General features: G+C 71.9%; 23 protein-coding genes and 1 tRNA gene. 17 read left to right on the forward strand and 7 right to left on the reverse strand.

Annotated features, from left to right (window positions below; all coding sequences use genetic code 11):
- Nucleotides 1-36 precede the first annotated feature (36 nt).
- From desA to glmS, 7 genes are all read left to right on the forward strand, one after another.
- Entirely contained in the window at nucleotides 37-1,479 is a 1,443-nt protein-coding gene (gene desA, locus ACZ6A9_RS20925) for a lysine decarboxylase DesA (RefSeq protein ID WP_468987544.1), read from the forward strand.
- Nucleotides 1,463-2,755, forward strand: a complete 1,293-nt coding sequence (locus tag ACZ6A9_RS20930) for a lysine N(6)-hydroxylase/L-ornithine N(5)-oxygenase family protein (protein WP_468987545.1) — start codon at nucleotides 1,463-1,465, stop codon at nucleotides 2,753-2,755. Before desA ends, ACZ6A9_RS20930 begins: the two co-directional genes overlap by 17 nt.
- Nucleotides 2,752-3,291 carry a GNAT family N-acetyltransferase gene (locus ACZ6A9_RS20935; RefSeq protein ID WP_468987546.1) on the forward strand — a complete coding sequence of 180 codons (540 nt, stop codon included), beginning with the start codon at nucleotides 2,752-2,754 and terminating at the stop codon, nucleotides 3,289-3,291. The genes ACZ6A9_RS20930 and ACZ6A9_RS20935 overlap by 4 nt, the downstream gene beginning before the upstream one ends.
- Nucleotides 3,288-5,060: an IucA/IucC family protein gene (locus ACZ6A9_RS20940; protein WP_468987547.1), complete on the forward strand. Its 1,773-nt coding sequence runs from the start codon at nucleotides 3,288-3,290 to the stop codon at nucleotides 5,058-5,060. The genes ACZ6A9_RS20935 and ACZ6A9_RS20940 overlap by 4 nt, the downstream gene beginning before the upstream one ends.
- A 95-nt stretch (nucleotides 5,061-5,155) precedes the next feature.
- Entirely contained in the window at nucleotides 5,156-6,031 is an 876-nt protein-coding gene (locus ACZ6A9_RS20945; RefSeq protein WP_468987548.1) for a DUF4429 domain-containing protein, read from the forward strand.
- Between the two features lie 75 nt (nucleotides 6,032-6,106).
- The gene (locus ACZ6A9_RS20950; protein WP_189555975.1) at nucleotides 6,107-6,364 is read left to right on the forward strand and encodes a hypothetical protein; all 258 of its coding nucleotides are present in this window, start codon (nucleotides 6,107-6,109) and stop codon (nucleotides 6,362-6,364) included.
- Nucleotides 6,365-6,376: 12 nt separating this feature from the next.
- Nucleotides 6,377-8,194: a glutamine--fructose-6-phosphate transaminase (isomerizing) gene (gene glmS, locus ACZ6A9_RS20955; RefSeq protein ID WP_468987550.1), complete on the forward strand. Its 1,818-nt coding sequence runs from the start codon at nucleotides 6,377-6,379 to the stop codon at nucleotides 8,192-8,194.
- 227 nt (nucleotides 8,195-8,421) lie between these two features.
- Here the strand turns inward: glmS and ACZ6A9_RS20960 are convergent, their stop codons facing one another.
- Complete coding sequence (locus ACZ6A9_RS20960; RefSeq protein ID WP_468987551.1) at nucleotides 8,422-8,949, reverse strand: universal stress protein; 528 nt, start codon at nucleotides 8,947-8,949, stop codon at nucleotides 8,422-8,424.
- A 345-nt stretch (nucleotides 8,950-9,294) separates the two neighbouring features.
- Between ACZ6A9_RS20960 and ACZ6A9_RS20965 the strand changes: the two genes are divergently transcribed.
- The 4 genes from ACZ6A9_RS20965 (at nucleotide 9,295) to ACZ6A9_RS20980 (ending at nucleotide 12,133) form a co-directional block, all read left to right on the forward strand.
- Nucleotides 9,295-9,714: a hypothetical protein gene (locus ACZ6A9_RS20965; RefSeq protein ID WP_468987552.1), complete on the forward strand. Its 420-nt coding sequence runs from the start codon at nucleotides 9,295-9,297 to the stop codon at nucleotides 9,712-9,714.
- 281 nt (nucleotides 9,715-9,995) lie between these two features.
- Nucleotides 9,996-11,219 carry a helix-turn-helix domain-containing protein gene (locus ACZ6A9_RS20970; RefSeq protein WP_468987553.1) on the forward strand — a complete coding sequence of 408 codons (1,224 nt, stop codon included), beginning with the start codon at nucleotides 9,996-9,998 and terminating at the stop codon, nucleotides 11,217-11,219.
- 120 nt (nucleotides 11,220-11,339) lie between these two features.
- The gene (gene orn / locus ACZ6A9_RS20975; RefSeq protein WP_468987554.1) at nucleotides 11,340-11,942 is read left to right on the forward strand and encodes an oligoribonuclease; all 603 of its coding nucleotides are present in this window, start codon (nucleotides 11,340-11,342) and stop codon (nucleotides 11,940-11,942) included.
- A 118-nt stretch (nucleotides 11,943-12,060) separates the two neighbouring features.
- Nucleotides 12,061-12,133, forward strand: a tRNA-His gene (locus ACZ6A9_RS20980).
- Between the two features lie 96 nt (nucleotides 12,134-12,229).
- On the opposite strand, the gene ACZ6A9_RS20985 is transcribed toward ACZ6A9_RS20980, so the two are convergent.
- Nucleotides 12,230-13,285 (reverse strand): LacI family DNA-binding transcriptional regulator, encoded by a 1,056-nt coding sequence (locus tag ACZ6A9_RS20985; RefSeq protein WP_468987556.1) that lies wholly within the window; start codon nucleotides 13,283-13,285, stop codon nucleotides 12,230-12,232.
- 343 nt (nucleotides 13,286-13,628) lie between these two features.
- On the opposite strand from ACZ6A9_RS20985, the gene ACZ6A9_RS20990 reads away from it, so the two are divergent.
- The 4 genes from ACZ6A9_RS20990 (at nucleotide 13,629) to ACZ6A9_RS21005 (ending at nucleotide 18,498) form a co-directional block, all read left to right on the forward strand.
- Nucleotides 13,629-14,987: an ABC transporter substrate-binding protein gene (locus ACZ6A9_RS20990; protein WP_468987559.1), complete on the forward strand. Its 1,359-nt coding sequence runs from the start codon at nucleotides 13,629-13,631 to the stop codon at nucleotides 14,985-14,987.
- Between the two features lie 5 nt (nucleotides 14,988-14,992).
- Nucleotides 14,993-16,003, forward strand: coding sequence for a carbohydrate ABC transporter permease (locus tag ACZ6A9_RS20995; RefSeq protein WP_468987817.1), 1,011 nt, complete (start codon nucleotides 14,993-14,995; stop codon nucleotides 16,001-16,003).
- Between the two features lie 12 nt (nucleotides 16,004-16,015).
- The gene (locus tag ACZ6A9_RS21000) at nucleotides 16,016-16,927 is read left to right on the forward strand and encodes a carbohydrate ABC transporter permease (protein WP_468987561.1); all 912 of its coding nucleotides are present in this window, start codon (nucleotides 16,016-16,018) and stop codon (nucleotides 16,925-16,927) included.
- Between the two features lie 131 nt (nucleotides 16,928-17,058).
- Nucleotides 17,059-18,498 carry a GH1 family beta-glucosidase gene (locus ACZ6A9_RS21005; RefSeq protein WP_228966771.1) on the forward strand — a complete coding sequence of 480 codons (1,440 nt, stop codon included), beginning with the start codon at nucleotides 17,059-17,061 and terminating at the stop codon, nucleotides 18,496-18,498.
- A 263-nt stretch (nucleotides 18,499-18,761) separates the two neighbouring features.
- Here ACZ6A9_RS21005 and ACZ6A9_RS21010 read toward each other — a convergent pair whose 3' ends face one another.
- Together ACZ6A9_RS21010 and ACZ6A9_RS21015 are read right to left on the reverse strand one after the other, a co-directional pair.
- Nucleotides 18,762-20,171, reverse strand: coding sequence for a sensor histidine kinase (locus ACZ6A9_RS21010; RefSeq protein WP_468987562.1), 1,410 nt, complete (start codon nucleotides 20,169-20,171; stop codon nucleotides 18,762-18,764).
- Complete coding sequence (locus ACZ6A9_RS21015; RefSeq protein ID WP_468987563.1) at nucleotides 20,168-20,872, reverse strand: response regulator transcription factor; 705 nt, start codon at nucleotides 20,870-20,872, stop codon at nucleotides 20,168-20,170. The genes ACZ6A9_RS21010 and ACZ6A9_RS21015 overlap by 4 nt, the downstream gene beginning before the upstream one ends.
- 111 nt (nucleotides 20,873-20,983) lie before the next feature.
- On the opposite strand from ACZ6A9_RS21015, the gene ACZ6A9_RS21020 reads away from it, so the two are divergent.
- Nucleotides 20,984-21,541: a hypothetical protein gene (locus ACZ6A9_RS21020; protein ID WP_468987564.1), complete on the forward strand. Its 558-nt coding sequence runs from the start codon at nucleotides 20,984-20,986 to the stop codon at nucleotides 21,539-21,541.
- Nucleotides 21,542-21,573: 32 nt separating this feature from the next.
- On the opposite strand, the gene ACZ6A9_RS21025 is transcribed toward ACZ6A9_RS21020, so the two are convergent.
- Together ACZ6A9_RS21025 and ACZ6A9_RS21030 are read right to left on the reverse strand one after the other, a co-directional pair.
- A complete protein-coding gene (locus tag ACZ6A9_RS21025; RefSeq protein ID WP_468987565.1) occupies nucleotides 21,574-22,446 on the reverse strand; it encodes a spermidine synthase in 873 nt (290 codons plus the stop codon).
- A 69-nt stretch (nucleotides 22,447-22,515) separates the two neighbouring features.
- Nucleotides 22,516-22,929: a hypothetical protein gene (locus ACZ6A9_RS21030; RefSeq protein WP_468987567.1), complete on the reverse strand. Its 414-nt coding sequence runs from the start codon at nucleotides 22,927-22,929 to the stop codon at nucleotides 22,516-22,518.
- 286 nt (nucleotides 22,930-23,215) lie between these two features.
- Between ACZ6A9_RS21030 and ACZ6A9_RS21035 the strand changes: the two genes are divergently transcribed.
- On the forward strand, nucleotides 23,216-24,664 hold the full coding sequence (locus ACZ6A9_RS21035; protein WP_468987568.1) for a hypothetical protein: 1,449 nt from the start codon (nucleotides 23,216-23,218) through the stop codon (nucleotides 24,662-24,664).
- Nucleotides 24,665-24,936: 272 nt separating this feature from the next.
- On the opposite strand, the gene ACZ6A9_RS21040 is transcribed toward ACZ6A9_RS21035, so the two are convergent.
- Entirely contained in the window at nucleotides 24,937-25,533 is a 597-nt protein-coding gene (locus tag ACZ6A9_RS21040) for a histidine phosphatase family protein (RefSeq protein ID WP_468987569.1), read from the reverse strand.
- Between the last annotated feature and the right edge of the window lie 69 nt (nucleotides 25,534-25,602).

The raw sequence follows: 25,602 nt of genomic DNA on the forward strand, positions 1-25,602 counted from the left end.
TCCCCGCACCGGCCCGTCCCACCGGAGGACCCCCACATGCGCTCGCACCTGCTCAACGACACCACCGCGGAGCACTACCGCCGCTCCGTGACCGAGGGAGTCGAGCGGGTGGCGGCCAAACTCGCCACCGCAGAGAGGCCGTTCACCGGCGTCACGGCCGACGGCCTCGCCCCCCGCATCGACGCGATCGACCTCGACCGGCCCCTGCACGACACCACCGCGGTGCTGGACGAACTGGAGGACGTCTACCTCCGGGACGCGATCTACTTCCACCACCCCCGCTACCTCGCCCACCTCAACTGCCCGGTCGTCATCCCGGCCCTGCTCGGCGAGGCGGTGCTCTCCGCCGTCAACTCCTCCCTGGACACCTGGGACCAGTCGGCCGGCGGCACCCTCATCGAGCGCAAGCTCATCGACTGGACGACCCGCCGCATCGGCCTCGGCTCCGCCGCCGACGGCGTGTTCACCTCCGGCGGCAGCCAGTCCAACCTCCAGGCGCTGCTGCTGGCCCGTGAGGAGGCCAAGACCGACGACCTGGCGAGACTGCGCGTCTTCGCCTCCGAGGTGAGCCACTTCAGCGTGCAGAAGTCCGCGAAACTGCTCGGCCTCGGGCCCGACGCCGTGGTGTCGATCCCCGTCGACCACGACAAGCGGATGCAGACCGTCGCCCTCGCCCGCGAGCTGGAGCGCTGCACCGAGGCGGGCCTGGTCCCCATGTCCGTCGTCGCCACCGCCGGCACCACCGACTTCGGCTCCATCGACCCGCTGCCCGAGATCGCCGCACTGTGCGAGCGGTACGGCGCCTGGATGCACGTCGACGCCGCCTACGGCTGCGGTCTGCTCGCCTCACTGAGGTACCGCGACCGCATCGACGGCATCGAGCGCGCCGACTCCGTCACCGTCGACTACCACAAGTCCTTCTTCCAGCCGGTCAGTTCGTCGGCCGTACTGGTCCGCGACACCGCCACGCTGCGACACGCCACCTACCACGCCGAGTACCTCAACCCGCGCCGCACGGTGGCCGAGCGCATCCCCAACCAGGTCGACAAGTCCCTGCAGACCACCCGCCGCTTCGACGCCCTCAAACTGTGGATGACCCTGCGCGTGATGGGCGCCGACGGCATCGGCCGCCTCTTCGACGAGGTGTGCGACCTGGCCGCGGAGGGCTGGAAGCTGCTCGCCGCCGACCCGCGCTTCGACGTCGTGGTCGCGCCCCGCCTCTCCACCCTCGTCTTCCGCTACGTCCCGGCGGCCGTCACCGACCCCGCCGAGATCGACCGCGCCAACCTCCACGCCCGCAAGGCCCTGTTCGCCTCCGGTGACGCGGTCGTCGCGGGCACCAAGGTGGCCGGACGCCACTACCTGAAGTTCACCCTGCTGAACCCCGAGACCACGACGGCCGACATCTCCGCCGTCCTCGACCTGATCGCCGGCCACGCCGAGCAGTACCTGGGAGAGTCCCTTGACCGCGCTTGCTGAAGCCCCGGACACCACCTACGACTTCGTGGGCATCGGGCTGGGCCCCTTCAATCTCGGCCTCGCCTGCCTCACCGAGCCGATCGCCGAACTGAACGGCGTCTTCCTGGAGTCCAAGCCGGACTTCGCCTGGCACGCCGGGATGTTCCTCGACGGCGCGCACCTCCAGACGCCGTTCATGTCGGACCTGGTCACCCTCGCCGACCCCACGTCCCCCTACTCCTTCCTCAACTACCTGAAGGAGAAGGGCCGCCTGTACTCGTTCTACATACGCGAGAACTTCTACCCGCTGCGGGTGGAGTACGACGACTACTGCCGCTGGGCCGCCGCCAAGCTCGGCAGCATCCGCTTCGGCACGACGGTCACCGAGGTGACGTACGACGAGGCCGACGGCCTGTACGCGGTGGCGACGGCGGCCGGGCGGACGTACCGCGCCCGGCACCTGGTGCTCGGCACCGGCACCGTGCCGTATCTCCCCGAGCCCTGCCGCGGACTGGACGGCGACCTCTTCCACACCGCGCAGTACATGCACCGCAAGGCGGAGCTGCAGAAGAAGAAGTCGGTCACGGTCGTCGGCAGCGGGCAGAGCGCCGCCGAGATCTACTACGAGCTGCTCTCCGAGATCGACGTCCACGGCTACCAGCTCAACTGGGTCACCCGCTCCCCGCGGTTCTTCCCGCTGGAGTACACCAAGCTGACCCTGGAGATGACGTCCCCGGACTACATCGACTACTTCCGTGCCCTGCCCGAGCAGACCCGCTACCGGCTGGAGAAGCAGCAGAAGGGCCTGTTCAAGGGCATCAACTCGGAACTGATCGACGCGATCTTCGACCTGCTGTACCAGAAGGACGTCGAGAGCGGCGACCGGCCGGTCCCCACCAGGCTGCTCACCAACTCGTCCCTGAACACGGCCCGGTACGAGGACGGTGCCTACACGCTCGGCTTCCACCAGGACGAGCAGGACAAGGACTTCGAGATCCGCACCGAGGGCCTGGTCCTGGCCACCGGCTACCACTACGAGCCGCCGGCGTTCCTCGACCCGGTCCGCGACCGGATCCGCTTCGACGGCCACGGCCGCTTCGACGTCGCCCGCAACTACGCCATCGACGTCACCGGCCGGGGCGTCTTCCTGCAGAACGCGGGCGTCCACACCCACAGCGTCACCAGCCCCGACCTGGGCATGGGCCCGTACCGCAACACCTCCATCATCCGTGAGCTGCTGGGCACCGAGTACTACCCGGTCGAGAAGAGCATCGCGTTCCAGGAGTTCTCCGTATGAGCATCGGTACGTTCACCGTCCGCCCCCTGGACCCGCCGAAGGACGCCGGGCTGCTGCACCGCTGGGTCACCGACCCCAAGGCGGCGTACTGGATGATGCAGGACGCGACGCTCCAGGACGTGGAGCGCGAGTACCTGCGCATCGCCGCCGAGGAGCACCACCACGCCTTCATCGGCCTGCACGACGGCGCACCCGCGTTCCTGATGGAGACGTACGACCCCCGGTACGTCGAACTCGCCGGCCTGTACGACCCCGAGCCCGGCGATGTCGGCATGCACTTCCTGGTCGCCCCCACCGACCGCCCCGTCCACGGCTTCACCCGGGCCGTCATCACGGCCGTGATGGAGGAGCTGTTCGCCGACCCCGCCACCCGGCGGGTCGTGGTCGAACCGGACGTCGGCAACAAGGCCGTGCACGCGCTCAACGAGGCCGTGGGCTTCGTCCCCGAACGGGAGATCGACAAGCCGGAGAAGCGCGCGCTGCTGAGCTTCTGCACGCGCGAACAGTTCGAGGCCACCCGAGGAGCATCCGCATGACCCCGTCCGACGCCGTGGCGCACCTGTCCCCCCACCGCTGGGCGCGGGCCAACCGCCTGCTGATCCGCAAGGCACTCGCCGAGTTCGCCCACGAGCGGCTCATCACGCCGCAGGCCGCCGGCGACGGCCGGTACGCCGTCCACAGCGACGACGGCCGGACCCGGTACACCTTCACGGCCACGCGGCGCGCCCTGGACCACTGGGCGGTCGACGCCGACTCGATCACCCGCCACCGCGACGACGCCGAACTCGACCTCGCCGCCCTGGACTTCTTCGTCGAGCTGCGGAAGTCCCTGGGCCTGAGCGACGAGATCCTGCCGGTCTACCTGGAGGAGATCTCCTCCACCCTCTCCGGCACCTGCTACAAGCTCACCAAGCCGCAGGTGCCGGCCGGTGAGCTGATCGACGCGGGCTTCCAGGCCGTCGAGACCGGCATGACCGAGGGCCACCCCTGCTTCGTCGCCAACAACGGGCGGCTCGGCTTCGGCGTCCACGAGTACCACGCGTACGCGCCGGAGACGGCGACCCCGGTGAAGCTGGTGTGGCTGGCCGCCCACCGCTCGCGGGCCGCGTTCACGGCGGGCGTGGGCATCGAGTACGAGTCGTTCGTGCGGCAGGAACTGGGCGAGGAGACCGTCGAGGGGTTCCACGCGATCCTGCGTGCGCAGGACCTCGACCCCGCCGACTACCTCCTCATCCCCGTCCACCCCTGGCAGTGGTGGAACAAGCTGTCCGTCACCTTCGCCGCCGAGGTCGCCCGCCGGCACCTGGTCTGCCTGGGCGAGGGCGACGACGAGTACCTGGCCCAGCAGTCCATCCGCACCTTCTTCAACCGGTCGCACCCCGGGAAGCACTACGTGAAGACGGCCCTGTCCGTCCTCAACATGGGCTTCATGAGGGGCCTGTCCGCCGCCTACATGGAGGCGACCCCGGCGATCAACGACTGGCTGGCACAGCTCGTCGAGAGCGACCCGGTGCTGCGGGCCACGGGTCTGTCGATCATCCGCGAGCGGGCCGCCGTGGGCTACCGGCACCTGGAGTACGAGCAGGCCACGGACCGCTACTCGCCGTACCGCAAGATGCTGGCCGCGCTGTGGCGGGAGAGCCCGGTGCCGTCCCTGGAGGACGGCGAGTCCCTGGCCACCATGGCCTCACTGGTCCACGTCGACCACGAGGGCACCTCCGTCGCGGCGGCGCTGATCGCCCGCTCCGGACTCGCCCCGGCCGAGTGGCTGCGCCACTACCTGCGCGCGTACTACGTGCCGCTGCTGCACAGCTTCTACGCCTACGACCTGGTGTACATGCCGCACGGCGAGAACGTGATCCTCGTGCTGGCGGACGGCGTGGTGCGGCGCGCGATCTACAAGGACATCGCCGAGGAGATCGCGGTGATGGACCCCGACGCGGTGCTGCCGCCGGAGGTCGCCCGCATCCGGGTGGAGGTGCCGGACGACACGAAGCTGCTGTCGGTCTTCACGGACGTCTTCGACTGCTTCTTCCGCTTCCTGGCCGCGAACCTGGCCGAGGAGGGCGTCCTGGACGAGGACGGCTTCTGGCGCACGGTCGCGGAGGTCACCCGCGAGTACCAGGCGTCGGTGCCCGGACTGGCCGACAAGTTCGCCCGGTACGACATGTTCGCGCCGGAGTTCGCCCTGTCCTGCCTGAACCGCCTCCAGCTGCGCGACAACAGGCAGATGGTCGACCTGGCGGACCCCTCCGGCGCCCTCCAGCTGATCGGCACCCTGAAGAACCCCCTCGCCCGGTTCTGACCCACGAACGCGCGGGCACCCCGGAGTACGGTCCTCCGGGGTGCCCGCCGCTGTGCGCACCCCAAAGCCCCGCGGTCCGGTGGAACAATCACCCCATGGCGGAAATCATCCAGAAGGACGGTACGTGGACCTTCGACGGGGAGGCACTGCGGCTGACTCCCGGCCGGGACAAGAACGTCGGCCTGCTGCGCAGGACCCTGGGTGAACTGGTGCTGCCCCTCGCCGCGTTATCGGGGATATCGTTCGAACAGGGCAAGAAGGCGGGGCGGCTCAGGCTGCGGCTGCGCGACGGCGCCGACCCGCTGCTGCAGGCGACGGGCGGCCGGCTCACCGAGCCGCACGATCCCTACCAGCTGATCGTCGACTCCGACCGGTACGGCGTGGCCGAGTACTTCACGGAGGAGGTCCGCACCGCCCTGCTGCTGGACCAGGTCCCCTCCGACCCGGTCGCCGAGTACCTGCTGCCCGGCCCGTCCGTGCCGCTGTCCGTCTCCGCCGGGGACGGCACGGTGAGCTTCGACGGCGAGCGGGTCCGGCTGGAGTGGAACTGGAAGACGGAGGACGCCAAGGCCGCCGCCGGCAGCCGCACCCTGGCGGTGACGGACCTGACCGCCGTGGAGTGGCAGCCCGCGGCCGGACTGGAGAACGGGCACCTGCGCTTCCATGTGCGGCACGCCCCGACCAAGGCCCCGGCCAAGTACGACCCCCACTCGGTGGAGCTGTGGGGCTTCAAGAAGGACCCGCTGATGGCGCTGGTCGCCGCCGCCGTCCAGGCCCGCCTGCCGCACCCGGCCGGCCCCGCCGGCGAACCGGAACCGGAGGCCGGTCGGCAGCCGGCCCCCCGCCCCGCGGGGGACGACCACGACGCGCTGCTGCGGCGGCTGCGGGAGCTGGGTGAACTGCACCGGTCGGGGGTCCTCACGGACGAGGAGTTCACCCTCGCCAAACAGGCGATCCTCAAGCGCCTGTAGCACCCGACCGCCCCGGCCTGCCCGATATCGGGCACGATTCTTGCGCATCGGCCTCCGGAACCTCAAAATCATCGGGTGCACGAGGAACTTGTCGATCATCTGGCGCGCTCCACGCCCCTCAGCCGGGGCGAGGCGCTGCGGGTGATCCAGGACGTGCTCGCCTACTTCGACGAGACGACCGAGGAATACGTCCGTCGCCGCCACCGCGAGCTCCAGGCCCAGGGCCTGGTGAACGCGACGATCTTCGAACGGATCGAGGCGGACCTCAGATACCGAGCGGTGGCGCCGCCCGAGCTCTCGCTCCGGCAGCTGCGCCGCATCGTCTACGGCTAGGAACATACCCACATGTGCGGAATCGTCGGATACATCGGCAGGCGTGAGGTCGCGCCCCTGCTGCTCGAGGGCCTGCAGCGCCTGGAGTACCGCGGCTACGACTCGGCGGGCATCGCCGTCACGTCCCCGAAGACGGCCGGCCTGAAGATGGTCAAGGCCAAGGGCCGGGTGCGCGACCTGGAGGCCAAGGTCCCCGCGCGCTTCAAGGGCACGACCGGCATCGCCCACACCCGCTGGGCCACCCACGGCGCCCCCTCCGACGTGAACGCCCACCCGCACCTGGACGCCGGCGGCAAGGTCGCCGTCGTCCACAACGGCATCATCGACAACGCCGGCGACCTGCGCCGCAAGCTGGAGGCGGACGGCGTCGAGTTCCTCTCCGAGACGGACACCGAGGTCCTCACCCACCTCATCGCCCGTTCGCAGGCGGAGAAGCTCGAGGACAAGGTCCGCGAGACCGTGCGCCTCATCGAGGGCACCTACGGCATCGCCGTGCTGCACGCCGACTTCCCCGACCGCATCGTCGTGGCCCGCAACGGCTCGCCGGTCGTCCTCGGCATCGGCGAGAAGGAGATGTTCGTCGCCTCCGACATCGCCGCGCTGGTCGCCCACACCCGGCAGATAGTCACGCTGGACGACGGCGAGATGGCCACCCTCAAGGCGGACGACTTCCGCACCTACACCACCGAGGGCACCCGTACGACCGCCGAGCCGACCACCGTGGAGTGGGAGGCGGCCTCGTACGACATGGGCGGCCACGACACCTACATGCACAAGGAGATCCACGAGCAGGCCGAGGCCGTGGACCGCGTGCTGCGCGGCCGGATCGACGACCGCTTCTCCACCGTGCACCTCGGCGGCCTCAACCTGGACGCCCGCGAGGCGCGCCGGATCCGCCGCGTGAAGATCCTCGGCTGCGGCACCTCGTACCACGCCGGCATGATCGGCGCGCAGATGATCGAGGAGCTGGCGCGCATCCCCGCCGACGCCGAACCGGCCTCGGAGTTCCGCTACCGCAACGCGGTCGTCGACCCCGACACCCTCTACGTCGCGGTCTCGCAGTCCGGTGAGACGTACGACGTGCTGGCGGCCGTGCAGGAGCTGAAGCGCAAGGGCGCGCGGGTGCTGGGCGTGGTCAACGTGGTCGGCTCCGCCATCGCCCGCGAGGCGGACGGCGGCGTCTACGTGCACGCCGGTCCCGAGGTGTGCGTGGTGTCCACCAAGTGCTTCACCAACACCACGGTCGCCTTCGCCCTGCTCGCCCTGCACCTGGGCCGCACCCGCGACCTGTCGGTCAGCGACGGCAAGCGGATCATCGAGGGCCTGCGCCGCCTCCCGGGTCAGATCGCCGAGATCATGGAGCAGGAGGAGGAGATCAAGAAGCTGGCCCAGCAGTACGCCGACGCCCGCTCGATGCTCTTCATCGGCCGCGTCCGGGGTTACCCGGTGGCGCGCGAGGCCTCCCTGAAGCTCAAGGAGGTCTCCTACATCCACGCCGAGGCCTACCCCGCCTCCGAGCTCAAGCACGGCCCGCTGGCCCTGATCGAGCCGGCCCTGCCCACGGTCGCCATCGTCCCGGACGACGACCTGCTGGAGAAGAACCGCGCGGCCCTGGAGGAGATCAAGGCCCGCAGCGGCCAGATCCTCGCCGTCGCCCACCAGCACCAGGAGAAGGCCGACCACACGCTCCTCGTCCCCAAGAACGAGGACGAGCTCGACCCCATCCTGATGGGCATCCCCCTCCAACTCCTCGCCTACCACACGGCGCTGGCCCTCGGCAGGGACATCGACAAGCCCCGCAACCTCGCCAAGTCGGTGACGGTGGAGTAGCCCCCGGGGACCCACGCTGCTCCGCTCCGGCACGGGGCGGAGCGGCTCCTCCGCGGACACCGCGCCGTACCGGCATGCGGCTCCGCCGCCCGGTGAACACCGGGCGGCGGACACACCTCGGGGGCGCGGGGAACTGCGCGACAAGCCCCCACCCACCCGCACGGGCCGTGCCACCGGAACGGGCCCCCCGTGTCGCCGGTCGACACGGGGGGCCCGCACCCATCAGCTCACGGAATGACCACGACCGGCCGCTGCGCCCGCTTCGCCAGCCTCCCGGCGACGGAGCCGAAGAGCCGCCCCACGAGCCCGTGGGTGGAGCCCACGACGATCGCGTCGGCTTCGTACTCCCGCCCCACCTCTTCGAGTTCGTGGCAGATGTCCCCGCCACGCTCGACCAGGATCCACGGGACCTCGCTCAGATAGTCCGCACAGGCGAGCTCCAGCCCGAGCACCTCCGTGCGGTGGTCCGGGACGTCCACGAAGACCGGGGGCTCACAGCCCGCCCAGACCGTCGTGGGCAGCCGGTTGGCGACGTGGACGATGATCAGGCCCGAGCCGGAGCGCCGCGCCATGCCGATGGCGTACGCGAGGGCCCGTTCGCTTGAGGTGGACCCGTCGAAGCCGACGACGACCCCGTGCCGGAACGCCGGGTCGCAGGGATGACGTGAGTCCTCCGCCGCCAGGGGTTCGGCCGCCGTGGGGTCGGCGACCGGCCGCTTGCGGTCCGCGGGTTCGAAGAATTCGTGACCGGCCATGGCTGTCTCGGAGTGGTGATCCTTCTGGGGGACGACAGTGTGCGGCGGAGCTGTGTCCGGGAATGGTCTTCCCGACCCCATACCCCCAAGGGTACGGCGGCACGCCTCCTTGGCCCAGACCCCGCGCATACCGGCAGGCGGGTTCCCCGGAGCATGCACGAGGGGGCGTGGGTCACGCAATGGTTGCTGCCCTGTACAGCTGGTTTGCGCGGGCCTCACCGGGCAGGGAGAGTGGGGGGCTTCCGGGCCGGCGCCCCGCAGCCCGCGGGGCCGTCCGGCCCGTCCCGCGGTGACCGGGGGGCGGGCCACGCGTTGACCCCGTGAGCCACACACAGGGAGCACCTCATGTCCGGAGCCGGTCCCAGCCCCGCCCGGGACCGTGCGGCGCCGCCCGCCCGGGACCCCGCGGGGGACGTGGTGCGCCGGGCGGCGTTCAGCTGCCTGCTCGTGCCGGTGGTCCTGCTGTGGTGCGGCTCCTCCCCGGCGGAGGCGGCCGGTGTGGCGTTCGGCCTGGCGGCCGTCACGGGCGCCTGCGGGCTGCTGATGCGCCGCTCCCGGCGGATCGCCGCGCCGCGGCCGGCCGGGGAGCCGGGGCGGGCGGCGCCGCGCCCGTGCCGGGTCCCGGGCGGGCCGGGCGGGGCATGGCGCGGACACACCGGTCGGCTGACCGGTTTCCGCGCCCGCGACCGCATCTTTTCAGCCAACTTCCGGACGGGGTACGCCCCCTGTCCTGCCCACCCCCCATCCCCCGTCCGACCTGCGTGAAAGGGCTCCCACGAGCCGCGCGCGCCCTACGGGGATTGGCCACCGCGACGAGGCGCACTTCCCTGCACGCTCCGCGAGTGCAACCCTTCGTGATCGAATGCTTCACGCCAAGTTGCCAAGTCGACAATCTGCCGGGTGGCGAACCGGCCACCCGGGCGCAACTGGACGCAGTAGATTCGATCTTGACTGTCGTACGGCGGGGGACTCGTGCAGGACCGAGGGGAAACGTGCAGGAGCGACACAACCGAGGAGCCGCGACCACCGAGGGGGGCTTAGCAGTAATGAGCCACGACGCCACCGCCGCGCCGGAAGCCGCGGCCCGGAAACTGTCCGGGCGACGCCGCAAGGAGATCGTCGCGGTGCTGCTGTTCAGCGGCGGCCCCATCTTCGAGAGTTCCATACCGCTGTCGGTGTTCGGGGTTGACCGCCAGGACGCCGGCGTACCGCGGTACCGCCTCCTGGTGTGCGGAGGCGAGGACGGCCCGCTGCGGACCACAGGGGGCCTGGAACTCACCGCGCCACATGGCCTGGAGGCGATATCCCGGGCGGGCACCGTCGTGGTGCCGGCCTGGCGTTCCATCACCTCGCCCCCACCGCAGGACGCGCTCGACGCGCTGCGCCGGGCCCACGAGGAGGGCGCCCGCATCGTCGGGCTGTGCACCGGCGCCTTCGTCCTCGCGGCGGCGGGCCTGCTGGACGGCCGCCCGGCCACCACCCACTGGATGTACGCGCCGACGCTGGCGAAACGCTACCCGTCGGTGCACGTCGATCCGCGGGAACTCTTCGTGGACGACGGCGACGTGCTGACGTCGGCGGGCACCGCGGCCGGCATCGACCTGTGCCTGCACATCGTGCGCACGGACCACGGCAACGAGGCGGCCGGCGCCCTCGCCCGGCGCCTGGTGGTCCCCCCGCGCCGCAGCGGCGGCCAGGAGCGCTACCTCGACCGGTCTTTACCGGAGGAGATCGGCGCCGACCCGCTCGCCGAGGTCGTCGCCTGGGCGCTGGAGCACCTCCACGAGCAGTTCGACGTGGAGACGCTGGCGGCACGCGCGTACATGAGCCGCCGTACGTTCGACCGCCGTTTCCGCTCGCTGACCGGCAGCGCTCCGCTGCAGTGGCTGATCACCCAGCGGGTGCTCCAGGCGCAGCGGCTGCTGGAGACGTCGGACTACTCGGTGGACGAGGTGGCCGGCCGCTGCGGTTTCCGCTCGCCGGTGGCCCTGCGCGGCCACTTCCGGCGCCAGCTGGGCTCGTCCCCGGCCGCCTACCGGGCCGCCTACCGGGCGCGGCGCCCCCAGGCCGAACGGAACCACGACAGCGAGGCCGCCGCGCACGGCCAGGGGCCCGTCCCCTCCGGCCAGCCGGGACACGCCGGGAGTGCGGTGCCGCCGGCACCGCACCAGGACAGTCCGCTGCCGCACCAGTCCCGTCGCCCGGCGGCGGTCGGCGTGGGTGCGTCCCTGACGGCCCCCGCCTTCCCGGGCCAGCGCAGCGCGCCGTGAGCTGACGACCGGCGGCGGACGGGCCGGAGGCCACCGGTGGCCTCCGGCCCGTCCCGCCCCCACGGGCAGGCGCTTCACCACCGGGTCCCGGGCCGCACCGCGCCCCGTATGGTGAGACACATGAACGATCGCATGGTGTGGATCGACTGCGAGATGACCGGCCTCTCGCTGTCGGACGACGCGCTCATCGAAGTGGCCGCCCTCGTCACCGACTCCGAGCTGAACGTGCTCGGCGAGGGCGTGGACATCGTCATCCGCCCGCCGGAGCGGGCCCTGGAGACGATGCCGGAGGTGGTGCGGGAGATGCACACCGCGTCCGGTCTGCTCGCCGAACTGGAGGGCGGCACGACGCTGGAGGACGCCGAGCAGCGGGTCCTCGCCTATGTGCGGGAGCACGTCAAGGAGCCCGGCAAGGCGCCCCTGTGCGGCAACTCCGTCGGCACCGACCGCGGTTTCCTGCTGCGGGACATGCCGACCCTGGAGGACTACCTGCACTACCGCATCGTGGACGTCTCCAGCATCAAGGAGCTGGCCCGCCGCTGGTACCCGAGGGCGTACTTCAACAGCCCCGAGAAGAACGGCAACCACCGCGCGCTCGCCGACATCCGCGAGTCCATCGCGGAACTGCGCTACTACCGCGAGGCCGTCTTCGTACCGCAGCCGGGACCCGACTCGGACACCGCGAAGAAGATCGCCGCCAAGCACGTCCTGCCTGCTCAGTAGGGCACCGGGGGGTCCCGGGAGGCCCCCGCCGAAAGGTGTGCGCGAGCACCCCTTCGGACCCTGTACACTTTTTCTCGGCCGGTCGGAGAAGTCACTGACCTCGACCGACAAGGCCATGGTGGGTGTAGCTCAGCTGGTAGAGCACCTGGTTGTGGTCCAGGATGTCGCGGGTTCAAGTCCCGTCACTCACCCTCACCAGTCAGCCGGTGATTCCGTACAGGGATCACCGGCTGAACTCGTCTCCGGGGCCGTGCGCGGCGCGCGGGGCCTGCGCCCCGCGCGCACCCTCACGACGAGGCGCGGTCCACCAGTTCCGTGGCCAGCACCATCTGGCGGCGCTCCAGGCCCCGCGACACGGACGGGCGGCGGTCGGCGACCTCGGTGAGCAGCAGGTCGATCATCGCGCGGCCCATCTCCTGTATCGGCTGGCGCACGCTCGTCAGCGGCGGGTCCATGTGACGGGCGATCGCGGAGTCGTCGTACCCGACCAGCGCCACGTCGTCGGGGATACGGCGGCCCGCCTCGCGCAGCGCCTGCCGGGCACCGGCCGCGGTGACGTCCGAGGCGGCGAAGACGGCGTCCAGGTCGGGGCGGCGCTCCAGCAGGGCCGCCATCGCACGCCGGCCGCCCTCCTCGGAGAAGTCCCCCGGCTCGATCAGCAGGTCGTCCACCTCGTGGCCCGCGTCGCGCAGGGCGTCGCGGTACCCGTCGATACGCCGCTGGGCGCCGTACACGTCGAGGCGGCCGGTGATGTGGGCGATGGTGCGCCGGCCCCGGCCGATGAGGTGCTCGACGGCCTGACGGGCGCCGCCGTAGTTGTCGGAGTCCACCGAGGCGAGCGTCTCCGCCGCCGAGCGGGGGCCGCTGATCACCGCGGGGATCTCCAGCTGGGACAGCATGTCGGGCAGCGGGTCGTCGGCGTGCACCGAGACCAGCAGCACCCCGTCCACCCGGTGCGCGGCCAGGTACTGGGCGAGCCGCTGCCGCTCCCGGTCACTGCCGGCGAAGATCAGCAGCAGCTGCATCTCGGTGTCGGCCAGCGCGGCGCCGACACCGCGGAGGATGTCGGAGAAGTACGGCTCGGCGAAGAACCGGGTCTCCGGCTCGGGCACCACCAGGGCGATCGCGTCGGTACGGTTCGCCGCCAGCGCGCGGGCCGCCGTGTTCGGGACGTAACCGAGCTCGGCGACCGCCGCCTCCACGACCGCGCGCGTGGCGTCGCTCACCCGGGGCGAGCCGTTGATCACCCGGGACACCGTGCCCCGACCGACCCCGGCGCGCGCGGCCACCTCTTCGAGGGTGGGCCGGCCGCCGCTCCGGCCCCGCGCTCCGTGGCTTGCCATCGGCCCCGCCTTCCTTCGTCCGTCCCACCGGCCTGGAATCTAACAGCCCCGGCAGTGGCGGTGACGGCCGCGTCGAGGACACTGTGCGGACCGAGCCGTTCCGCGGACGGTCCCCCGGCGTCAAGTTAACGGGCAGATAACTGAACGCACTTTGCCGCGTCTGTTCCCTTGACACCCCCGCCCGGACCCGCGACTCTTCAACACATCACTTGTGGGAGCGCTCCCACGGTACCTGACACATACACAACCCGCACGTTCCCCGCCCGAGCCGCAATGCGTTCAACAAGGGTCCAACAGAGCCGTTGGCCGGGGGGTCGGCACGTCAGGGCAACAGGAGGACGCAATGCGAGCACGTACCCTCCCCCTCTCCCGTCAGCGGTCGGGCGGGGGGAAGCCCATCGCCCGCAAGGCACTGGCCATCGCGGCCGTTGTCTCGCTGGGCACCGGGCTGCTGGCCGGCTGTGCCGACGACGGCGGAGACGACTCCGATTCCTCGTCGGGCGGCGGCGAGGGGAAGACCACGATCACCCTGGGCCTCTTCGGGACCATGGGCTTCAAGGAAGCCGGCCTCTACGCCGAGTACGAGAAGCTCAACCCCGACATCAAGATCGCCGAGAACGTCGTCGAGCGCAACGAGAACTACTACCCGGCGCTCCTGAACCACCTGACCACCAACAGCGGCCTCCAGGACGTCCAGGCCGTCGAAGTCGGCAACATCGCCGAGATCGTGGGCACCCAGGCGGCCAAGCTCGAGGACCTCTCCAAGGCCCCGGGGGTGAAGAAGGAGAACTGGCTGGAGTGGAAGTGGGAGCAGGCCACCACCAAGGACGGCCAGACCGTCGCCCTGGGCACCGACGTCGGCCCGATGGCGATCTGCTACCGCAAGGACCTCTTCGAGAAGGCCGGACTGCCCAGCGACCGCACGGAGGTCGCGAAGCTGTGGGCCGGCGACTGGAAGAAGTTCGTCCAGGTCGGCGAGGACTACAAGAAGAAGGGCCCCAAGGGCACCACCTTCCTCGACTCCCCCGGCGGTCTGATCAACGCGATCCTCAGCAGTGAGGAGGAGAAGTTCTACGACGCCTCCGGCGAGGTCATCTACAAGACCAACCCGGCCGTCAAGAACGCCTTCGACCTGACCGCCGAGGCCGCCGAGAAGGGCCTGGTCGGCGCCCAGACGCAGTTCCAGCCGGCCTGGGACCAGACGATCGCCAACAACAAGTTCGCCGCGATGGCCTGCCCGCCGTGGATGCTCGGCTACATCAAGGGCAAGTCGCAGCCCGACGCCGCCGGCAAGTGGGACGTGGCCGTGGCCCCCAAGTCCGGCAACTGGGGCGGCTCCTTCCTGAGCGTGCCGAAGAACGGCAAGAACGTCGACGAGGCCAAGAAGCTGGTGGCCTGGCTGACCGCGCCCGAGCAGCAGGCGAAGCTGTTCAAGGTGCAGGGCAGCTTCCCCAGCGCCCAGGCCGCGTTCGACAGCCCGGAGGTGACCGGTGCGAAGAACGACATGACCGGTGACGCCCCGATCGGCACGATCTTCTCCGAGGCCGCCCAGCAGATCCCGGTCCAGGTCATCGGCCCGAAGGACCAGATCATCCAGCAGGGCCTGACGGACAACGGCGTCATCCTGGTGACGAAGGGCAAGTCCGCCAAGGAGGCCTGGGAGACGGCCACCAAGACCATCGACAACAACCTGGACAAGTGACCCGCATGGCCACCCGCTCCGACACCGCCGCGTCCCCCGTCAAGGGGGGCGCGGCCCCGGGCCGTCCGCAGGGCGGCTCCTCCACGGACAAGGAAGCCAAGCGCCGGGCCAAGCTGTCCCGCCGCTGGCAGCGTGACGCGCGCTGGAGCCCGTACGCCTTCGTCTCGCCGTTCTTCCTGCTGTTCGCCGCCTTCGGCCTGTTCCCGCTGATCTGGACCGGCTGGGCCTCGCTGCACCAGGTGGAACTGACCGCCCCGACCGACATGAACTGGGTCGGGCTGAAGAACTACACCCGGATCTTCGACGACGACTTCTTCTGGAACGCGGCGCAGAACACACTGACCATCGGCATCATCTCGACCGTGCCGCAGCTGATGATCGCGATGGGCATCGCGCACATCCTCAACTACAAGCTGCGCGCCTCGACCTTCTACCGGGTCGCGATGCTCGCCCCGTACGCCACCTCGATCGCCGCCGCCACCCTGGTGTTCGTGCTGCTCTACGGGCGTGACTACGGCATGATCAACTGGGCGCTGGACGCGGTCGGGATCGACCCGATCGCCTGGCAGGACGACAAGTGGCCCGGCCAGATAGCCGTGTCGACCATCATCATCTGGCGCTGGACCGGCTACAACGCGCTGATCTACCTGGCCGCGATGCAGGCGATCCCGCAGGACCTGTACGAGTCGGCGGCGCTGGACGGTGCCAGCCGCTGGAAGCAGTTCCTCCACGTGACGCTGCCGTCGCTGCGCCCGACGATCCTGTTCACCGTGGTCGTCTCGACGATCGGCGCCAGCCAGGTCTTCGGCGAACCGCTGCTGTTCGACCCCAACAAGGGCGCCTCGGGCGGCGCGGAGCACCAGTTCCAGACGCTCGGCCTCTACCTGTACGAGCAGGGCTGGGTGAACCAGCACCTGGGCCGTGCCTCGGCGATCGCCTGGACGATGTTCGCGATCCTGATCGTCATCGGCATCATCAACCACGTCATCTCGCGCCGGCTGCGCGCCAGCAGTTAAGGAGTTGTGGCCGTGACGACGACTGTGACGCCCCCCGAGACAACACCCGTCCACAAGCAGAAGCAGAAGCGCTCGCGTCTGCCCAAGTCCGCGCGGGCGGGCGGCACGCTGCACGGCGGTCCGATCGCGTACGCGATCCTGATCGTGTTCACGCTCGTGTCGCTGTTCCCGCTGGTCTGGACGGCGATCGCCGCGTCCCGGGACAACCAGCGCCTGGCGCAGACGCCGCCGCCGTTCTGGTTCGGCTCGAACCTGTTCAAGAACCTGGAGATCGCCTGGACCGAGGCCAACCTCGGTGAGGCGTTCCTCAACACCACGATCGTGGCGGGCACCTCCGCGGTGACCATCGTCGTGCTGTCGACGGTCGCCGGGTTCGCCTTCGCCAAGCTGCGCTTCAAGGGCCGCAACGCCCTGATGCTGATCGTCATCGGCACGATGATGATCCCGCCGCAACTCAGCATCATCCCGCTGTACATGATGGTCGCCAAGCTCGACTGGACCGACCAGCTGCAGGCGGTCATCTTCCCGTCGCTGGTGAGCGCGTTCGGCGTGTTCTTCATGCGGCAGTACCTGCTCCAGGCGCTGCCGGACGAGGTCATCGAGGCGGCCAGGGTGGACGGCGCGGGCAGCTGGCGCGTGATCTGGCACGTGGTGTTCCCGGCCGCGCGGCCGGCCATGGCGGTGCTCGGCATGCTGATGTTCGTGCAGGCCTGGAACGACTTCCTGTGGCCGTTCCTGGTGCTGACCCAGACCGGCAGTCCGACCGTGCAGGTCGCGGTCGCGGGCCTGGGCCGCGGCTACACCCCGGACCAGTCCCTGATCATGGCGGGTGCGCTGCTGGGTACGCTGCCCCTGCTGCTGGTCTTCGCGATCTTCGGCAAGCAGATCGTCGGCGGCATCATGCAGGGTGCCGTCAAGGGCTGACGCCCGCGTCCGACCCCTGGGGGCCGGGTCACCGCCGCCTCGGCCCCACTCTCCCCCTCTCCCCCTCCCCCTCTCCCCCTCTGTCTTTCCGTACTCGTCGGTCTTCCACGACCTCCTATGGGAGCGCTTCCATGTCTGACTCCGCAACGCCGGCGACCCCGGTGACCTTTCCGCCCGCCTTCCTCTGGGGCGCCGCGACGTCCGCGTACCAGATCGAGGGAGCGGTGCGGGAGGACGGGCGTACGCCTTCCATCTGGGACACCTTCAGCCACACCCCGGGCAAGACCATCGGCGGCGACACCGGTGACATCGCTGTCGACCACTACCACCGCTACCGCGACGACGTGGCCCTGATGGCTGACCTGAACCTGGGCGCCTACCGCTTCTCCGTGTCCTGGTCCCGGGTGCAGCCGACCGGGCGCGGCCCGGCCGTGCAGCGCGGTCTGGACTTCTACCGCAAGCTGGTCGACGAGCTGCTGGACAAGGGCATCAAGCCGGCCGTCACCCTCTACCACTGGGACCTGCCGCAGGAGCTGGAGGACGCGGGCGGCTGGCCCGAGCGCGACACCGCCTACCGTTTCGCGGAGTACGCGCAGATCGTGGGCGAGGCGCTCGGCGACCGCGTGGAGAACTGGATCACGCTGAACGAGCCGTGGTGCAGCGCCTTCCTGGGCTACGCCTCCGGTGTGCACGCGCCCGGCCGCACCGACCCGGTGGCCGCGCTGAGGGCCGCCCACCACCTGAACCTGGCACACGGCCTGGGCACCAAGGCGCTGCGCTCGGTGATGCCGGCCCGCAACCAGATCTCGCTCAGCCTCAACACCTCGGTCGTGCGGCCCCTTTCGCCGAGCGACCCGGCGGACCGGGCGGCGGCGCGCAAGATCGACGACCTGTCCGGCGGCATCTTCCACGGCCCGATCCTGCACGGCTCCTACCCGGAGACCCTGCTGGAGGCGACCTCCTCGCTCACCGACTGGTCCTTCATCGAGGACGGCGACCTGGACCTGATCCACCAGCCGCTGGACGCGATCGGCCTCAACTACTACACGCCCACCCTGGTGTCGGCGGCGGACCCGGACGACAAGGGCCCGCGGGCCGACGGGCACGGGACGAGCGAGCACTCGCCGTGGCCCGCCGCGGACGACGTCGCCTTCCACCAGTCGCCGGGCGAGCAGACCGAGATGGGCTGGTCCGTCGACCCGACCGGCCTGCACGAGCTGATCATGCGCTACCACCGCGAGGCTCCCGGGCTGCCGATCTACATCACCGAGAACGGCGCGGCCTACGACGACAAGCCGGACGCCGACGGCTCGGTGCACGACCCCGAGCGCGTGGCCTACCTGCACGGCCACCTGACGGCGGTGCGCCGGGCCATCTCCGACGGCGCGGAGGTGCGCGGCTACTACCTGTGGTCGCTGCTGGACAACTTCGAGTGGGCGTACGGCTACGACAAGCGCTTCGGCGCGGTGTACGTCGACTACGTGACGCAGCAGCGCACGCCGAAGTCCAGCGCCCTGTGGTACGCGCGGGCGGCGAAGACGGGAGAGCTTCCGGAGCCCGAGGGCTTCTGACGTGCTCCGGGCCCGGAGTACCTGACCTGCTCCGGGCCCGGGAAGCGGGGGTGCGGGGGGGCGGGGCGCGGTGCACTAGGGGAGTGCCGCGCCCCGTTCGCGTGTCCGGCTGCCACCGGACGCGCGGGCGCCCCGGCCGGGTGGGGGACCGGCCGGCCGGGGCACCCGCTTCCCCGCGCTCGCGGAGGTGCGGCAGGACGCCGGCGACGCGGAACCGGGCGAACCTCCCGATCCGGGAGGCGGCCGGTGATCTCAGGGCGGGCTCAGGGGAGGGATCGGGCGCGGTTGAAGGACGCGCTCAGGCGGCCCGTTCCGCGTCGGCGTACGGTTCCCCGGTGCCCGCGCCGCCGGGGTGCCCGCTCGCGTCCGTCGAGCTGGATCCACACGCGCACCTCGGTCCCGCCGAGCACCGACGAGCCGATCCGTACGTCCCCTCCGGTGCCCTCGGCGAGCCGCCGCACGATGTCCAGGCCGAGCCCGGTCGAGCCGTCGCCGCCGGATCCCCGGCCGCGGGCCATCGCCGCCCCGGGGTCGGGTATGCCGGGGCCCGCGTCGGAGACGAGCACGATCACCGCGTCCTCGGCGTCGTGCACGTCGACCGCGAAGGCGGTGCCCTCGGCGGTGTGCCGGAAGACGTTGCCGAGCAGCGCGTCGAGGGCGGCGGCCAGATCGGTGCGGGCCACGGGTATCCGCACCGGCCGGTCGGCCCCGGCCACCCGCCATGTGCGGCCCTCGTCCTCGGCGAGCGCCGACCAGAACGCCATCCGCTCGCGCACCACTTCGGCCACGTCGCAGCCGGCGCCGGGACCCGCCGCGGCGGCCTGCGGTGTGGCCTCGCGGGCGGTGCGGATGATGGTGTCCACCTCGCGCTCCAGCTGTTCGACGGCCGCCCGGGTCTGCTCGGCGGCCGGACCGTCGCCGAGGGAGGCGGCGTTGAGCCGCAGCACGGTCAGCGGGGTGCGCAGCCGGTGTGACAGGTCCGCGGCCAGCTCCCTCTCGTTGGCGAGGAGCTGGACGACCTGGTCGGCCATGGAGTTGAACGCGGCCGCCGCGAGCCGCAGTTCGGCCGGCCCTTCCTCCGGCACCCGGGCGCCGAGTCTCCCCTCTCCCAGTTCACGGGCTCCCTCCCCCAGCCGCTGCGCGGGCCGCACCATCCGTACGCCGAGCCGGTCGGCGACCGTGACGGAGCCGAGGATCAGTGCGACGCCCACCCCGGCGAGCACCGCCCACGCCGTGCCGACGCCGTTGGTGACCTCGGACTCGGGGACGAACACCTCGACCACGGCGATCTCGCCGGTGCTGAGCGCGACCGGCTGGAGCAGGGTGGACCCGCCGGACACGGTGGAGGTGGAGGCGCGGCCCAGTTCCCGCACCGCCGCGATGTCCCCGGGGGCGGCCCGCCGCTTCCCGATCTCGAGGGCCTCGCTGCCGTCCCCGGCCGGGATGTGCACGGCCATGCCGGTGTCGGAGCCGGTGGAGGCGACGACGCGTTCGAGCTGGTCGCGGTCGGTGGTGATGGACAGGGCCGGGGCGACGGCCGCCGCCTCCCGCTCGGCGCCCGAGAAGGCGCGGTCGCGGGCCATCTCCCGGACGACCAGTCCGAGCGGCACCGCGAAGGCGACCACGACCATGACCGTCACCGCGAGCGACACCTTGACCAGGGCCCATCTCATCGCACCGGCTCCGCTCCGGGCGGCTCCAGCTTCACGCCGACACCGCGCAGGGTGTGCAGGTAGCGGGGCCGGGCGGCGGTCTCCCCCAGTTTCCGGCGCAGCCAGGACAGGTGGACGTCGATGGTCTGGTCGTCGCCGTAGGACTGCTGCCACACCTGCGCGAGCAGTTCCCTGCGGGCGACGACCACGCCGGGCCGGCCGGCGAGGAAGGCGAGCAGGTCGAACTCGCGGCGGGTCAGGTCGAGTCGTGCGCCGTCCAGTTCGGCCTGGCGGCGCAGCGGGTCGACGGTCAGTCCGCCGACCCGGAGCACCGGCGAGGGCGCGTCCCCGCCCGTGCCGGAGCGGGCGCGGCGCAGCACGGCCGCCATACGGGCCGAGAGGTGTTCCACCGAGAAGGGCTTGGTCAGGTAGTCGTCCGCGCCGGCGTTCAGCAGCCGTACGACCTCGGTCTCGTCGTCCCGGGCGGTGGCGACGATCACGGGCACGTCGGTGATGCCGCGCAGCATCTTCAGGGCCTCGGAGCCGTCGAGGTCGGGCAGCCCGAGGTCCAGGACCACCACGTCGAACCGGAAGTGGGCGACCTCGCGCAGCGCCTCCAGTGCCGTGCCCACGCTGCGCACGGTGTGCGAGGCATCGGTCAGCTGACGGATCAGCGCCGAGCGGACGAACGGGTCGTCCTCGACCACGAGAACACTTGCCATGGGCGGCACCGTACGCCATGCCCGGCGGCCCCCGTCGGGGCCTGTGGACGACTGCGGGCGCCCTCCCGGGGCGCGACACCCGCGGGGCTCGTGGGGCAGTATGGGCCGACGATGCGCAGAGGACTCGTACACGTACTGGCCTGGCTGCTCGCCACGGGCGCGGCGGTCACGCTGTCGTGGTGGGGTGTCAGCACCGTGATGGAGGGCACCGCATACGACCCGCCCCGTGCCCTGCCCGTCGCGGCGGCCGGTCCGGACGGGGGGACGTCGCCGCGGGCGGTGTCGTCGACGCGGCGGCCGTCCGCGCCGCCGTCGAAGGACGCCCGGGAGGACGCCGGCCGGTCCCGCGGGCCGTCGGCCGCGCCCTCCTCCCGGCGTCCCGGGCCCGCACCTCCGACGACCGTCACGCCGCCCAAGTCCCCCGTCCCGCCCCCCGCGACGGCCTCCGGTGAGGTCAGGGGCTATGACACCCAGGGCGGCCGGGCGGTCTTCGACCTGGGGGAGACGTCCGCGTCGCTGGTGTCGGCGACACCGGGGGCCGGGTGGTCGATGCAGGTGTGGAAGACGGAGACCTGGATCCGGGTGGAGTTCTCCTCGGGAGCGGACCGGGTGACGGTGTTCTGCACCTGGCACGACGGCCCGCCGCGGGTGGAGATCGGCACGTACTGAGGCACCGTCACCGCCCGTGTCCGTTCGCGGTGTCAGCGGAAGACGGAGGCGGGCGGTGCCGGTGAGGCGACGGCCGCGAGGTCGGTCACGGGGACGGCCCCGCCGGTGAAGTCCAGCAGTTCGCGGCCGTGCTGGACCCGGCCCGGGTGGGGGTCGGAGGCGGCCCGGCGGGTCAGTTCGGCGAGCGGGAGAGGGGCGTCGGAGGCCACCAGGACGGCGTTGCCGAACCGTTTGCCGCGCAGGACGGCGGCGTCCGCGATCAGCGCGAGTTCGGCGAACCGGGCCGCCGCGGTGGCGATCTGGCCCCGCAGGTGGGCGAGCGGCGGCCCGTCGGCCAGGTTGGCGGCGTAGACCCCGCCGGGGGCGAGGGCCCTGCGGACGTCGTCGAGGAACTCGGTGGAGGTCAGATGGGCGGGGGTGCGTGCCCCGCTGAAGACGTCGGCGACGACCAGCCCGGCCCAGCCGTCCGGCACCTTGGCGAGCCCTTCGCGGGCGTCCGCCGCGCGCACCCGTATCCGGGCCCTGGCGTCCAGCGGCAGTTCACGCCGGACCAGGCGCACCAGCGCCGCGTCGCGTTCGACGACCTGCTGGGTGGAGCGGGGGCGGGTGGCCGCGACGTACCGGGCCAGGGTGAACGCGCCGCCGCCGAGGTGGACGGCGTGCAGGGGCTTGCCGGGCGGGGCGGCCAGGTCGACGACGTGGCCGAAGCGGCGCTGGTAATCGAAGGCGAGGTGCGACGGGTCGTCCAGGTCGACGTGCGACTGCGGGGCCCCGTCGATCAGCAGCGTCCAGGCCCGTGTCCGGTCCCGGTCGGGAACGAGCCGGGCGACTCCGCCGTCGACGTCCTCGGTGACGGCCTGCGCACCGCCGGCCTGCCCGCGTCCACCGCTCCTCGCCCTGCCCATGGCCTCATTGTCCCAGGCGCCCGCGGCCGGCGGGGGCGGGAGGGTGCCCGCCCCGGCTGCCGCACGCGGTCAGGAGCAGCCGTCGGCGGCCTCGATCAGCCGCTGCGCCTCACCCAGGGCCTCGCGCAGCACGGCGGGGTCCGTCGCCAGGTCCGCTTCACCGGGTGGCAGCAGCCAGTCCGAACCCTCCACCGGCGGCTCGGGGGTCAGCCGCAGTCCGCGGCCCTCGGTCTCCGTGCAGACGCTGCCCGGCACGTCCCACGCGGCGGCCGTCCCTGGCGGCACCAGGAATCCGAGGGTGGCACCGCCGTCGTCGTGCAGCACCGGTCCCATCGCGTCGCCGGCTCCGCGCCGGAGGATGTCGACCGCCTCCAGGCCCTGCCGGGCCGGCACCGTGACCACGTCGCAGCCCGCGCTCAGCGGCGTGAGCGGTGCGAGTGGTTCGAGTGGTTCTAAAGGATCGTCACTTCGGATGGTCGTCATCATCCCGGCCTCCACCACACATATCCCTGGCTTGGACAAGCGGTCGGGAGTCGGGGGCTCCCGGTCCACAGAGCCCAACGAGCCGGACGTCAACAGGTACCGCGAAAGTGCGCCGCAAAGGATGGCAGTTCATGGCGGATCGCGGAGGACATATCCGTTTTGTAGCCAAACTCCGCGTGGCGGCTTCGTCACAGCAGGTACGTTCAAGCCCGCCGGAAGCAGGGCGGCACTCGGACAACTCGCCCGATTCCGGCATGGTTCGACGGTTCGCAGAGAGGACCCGGCCATGGCGTCGTCAACGGTGCCCTCGTCCACACCCGATCGGCCGCCGCGGCCGAACCTCGTCTTCCGGCGACTGCGCGGTGCGCGTTCGCCGGCCGAGTTCGCCGCGGCGGTGCGGCGGGCCGCCCGCGAGATCGGCGAGCGGGTCGCCTGCGACGCGCGGTACGTGCACAGGGTCGAGGCGGGCGAGATCCGCTGCCCCAACTACGCCTACGAGCGGGTGTTCCTGCACATGTTTCCCGGCCGCACGCTGACCGACCTGGGCTTCGCGCCCCGCTCGTCGGTCCGCGGCCGCCGGGCCCGGGCCGCCGGGGACGTCCCGGCGGCCCGCACCGGAAGACCGGCGAACGCCACGGGTGAGAACAGCGGGGCGTACGAGCCGTATGAGACGCAGGACCGGTACGACACGTACGACCCGCACGACCACGAGGAGAGCGACGTGCTGCGTCGCGCATTCATGACCGGCGGTGGCGCCACGGTGGCCGCCGCCTCGCTGAGCCCTTACGGGTTCGCCTCCGACGCCTCGGCGGCGCAGCGCGCCGTGCGCCGCGCGGGGGCGAGCGACGCGGGCGCGCTGGAGGACGCCGTCCGCCACATCCGGCTGCTGGACGACCGGCACGGGGCGGACGGGCTCTACCGCCGCGCGGTGGCACCCCTGCGTGCCGCGTACGCGCTGCTGGACGCGGGGATGACCCGGCAGCGGACGGCGGACCGGCTGTACTCGGGCGCCGGTGAACTGGCCATCTCGGTGGGCTGGCTGGCGCACGACTCGGGCCGCTTCGACGACGCCCGCTCGCACTACGCGGAGGCGCTGGCGACCGCGCGGGTGACCGGCGATCCGGGGCTGGAGGCGCACGCCTTCTGCAACACGGCGTTCCTCGCGCGGGACGCGGGCCGGCCCCGGGAGGCGGTGCGGGCGGCGCAGGCGGCGCAGCGGGCGGCACGGTCGCTGGGCTCGCCCCGGCTGATGTCGCTGCTGGCGCTGCGCGAGGCGGGCGGCTGGGCGGGGCTCGCCGACCGCTCGGGGTGCGAGCAGGCGCTGGTCAGGGCGGGTGCCTACTTCGAGCGCGGCTCCGCGGAGGCGGACCCGGAGTGGATGAGCTTCTACGGGGAGGCGGAGCTGGAGGGTCTCGAGGCCCAGTGCTGGTCGACGCTGGGCGACTGGCCGCGGGCGGCCCGGCACGCGCGCCGGGCGGCGGAACTCCAGGATCCGCACTTCACCCGGAACATCGCCCTGTACACGGCGGAGCTGGCCGACGACCTGGCGCGCGGCGGCCTCCCGGACGAGGCGGCGGCGGCGGGGATGCGGGTGCTGGACCTGCTGGCCGAGGTGCAGTCCTCGCGCGTGCGGACGATGCTGGCGGGGACGTCCCGGGTGCTCCTCCCGCATCGCCGGGCGGCCGGTGTCTCCGCCTTCCTCGACCGCCACGCGGCGCTGCCGCGAGCCGTCTGACCACCCACCCCCGCCGCCCCGCCGCGGGCAGTCGCGCCTCCCCCAGTGCCTCACGGGCCTGGGCGGTACCGCAGGAGGCGGCCCACGCCGAGCGCGCAGCGCCCCAGTGCCTCACGGCCTGGGAGGTACCCCCCCCCGGGGGCGGCACGGATTGGCGCTGGGGGCGCCCCCTCCGGGGGAGGCGCCCCGTGACCGCCGGGCTGCACCACACCCCCGGCCCGGCACCCACCCGGCGCACACCGCACGGCACCGGCCGCACAACCGGCCCCGCGTCAGCCCACCAGGTGTCCCACGTCGTTCCACGACTCGATCGCAGGCTCCCCGTACGCCCATCCCAGCACCGACAGCGACGTCGGGTTCAGCCGCACCCGCGCCGCGAAGTCCAGCGGCAGCCCCAGCCACCGCGCGCCGATGGACCGCAGGATGTGCCCGTGCGCGAACACCAGCACGTCCCGGTCGGCGGACCGCGCCCACGCCACCACCTCGTCCGCACGGGCGGTCACCTCGGCCAGGGTCTCGCCGTCGGGGACCCCGTCCCGCCAGATCAGCCACCCCGGCCGGGACGCCTGTATCTCCGCCGGGGTCATCCCCTCGTACGCCCCGTAGTCCCACTCCATGAGCGTGTCCCAGTTCTCCGCCCGCTCCGCGAAGCCGGCCAGCTCGCACGTCTCGCGCGCCCGCACCAGCGGACTGGTGCGCACCTCGACACCGGCCAGTCCCGCGAAGGGCGCCTGCCGCAGCCGCTCCCCCAGCAGCCCGGCCCCCCGCCGCCCCTCGTCCAGAAGCGGAACGTCGGTCCTGCCGGTGTGCCTGCCGGACAGCGACCACTCGGTCTGTCCGTGCCTGGCCAGCAGGATGCGTGGTGCCATGGGAGACCTTCCTGACCATCACAGAAATCGCAAGCGGAACCCCTCCATCTTCGCGCACCCCGGTCGGGG

This window comes from Streptomyces sp. NPDC041124 (assembly GCF_055592385.1).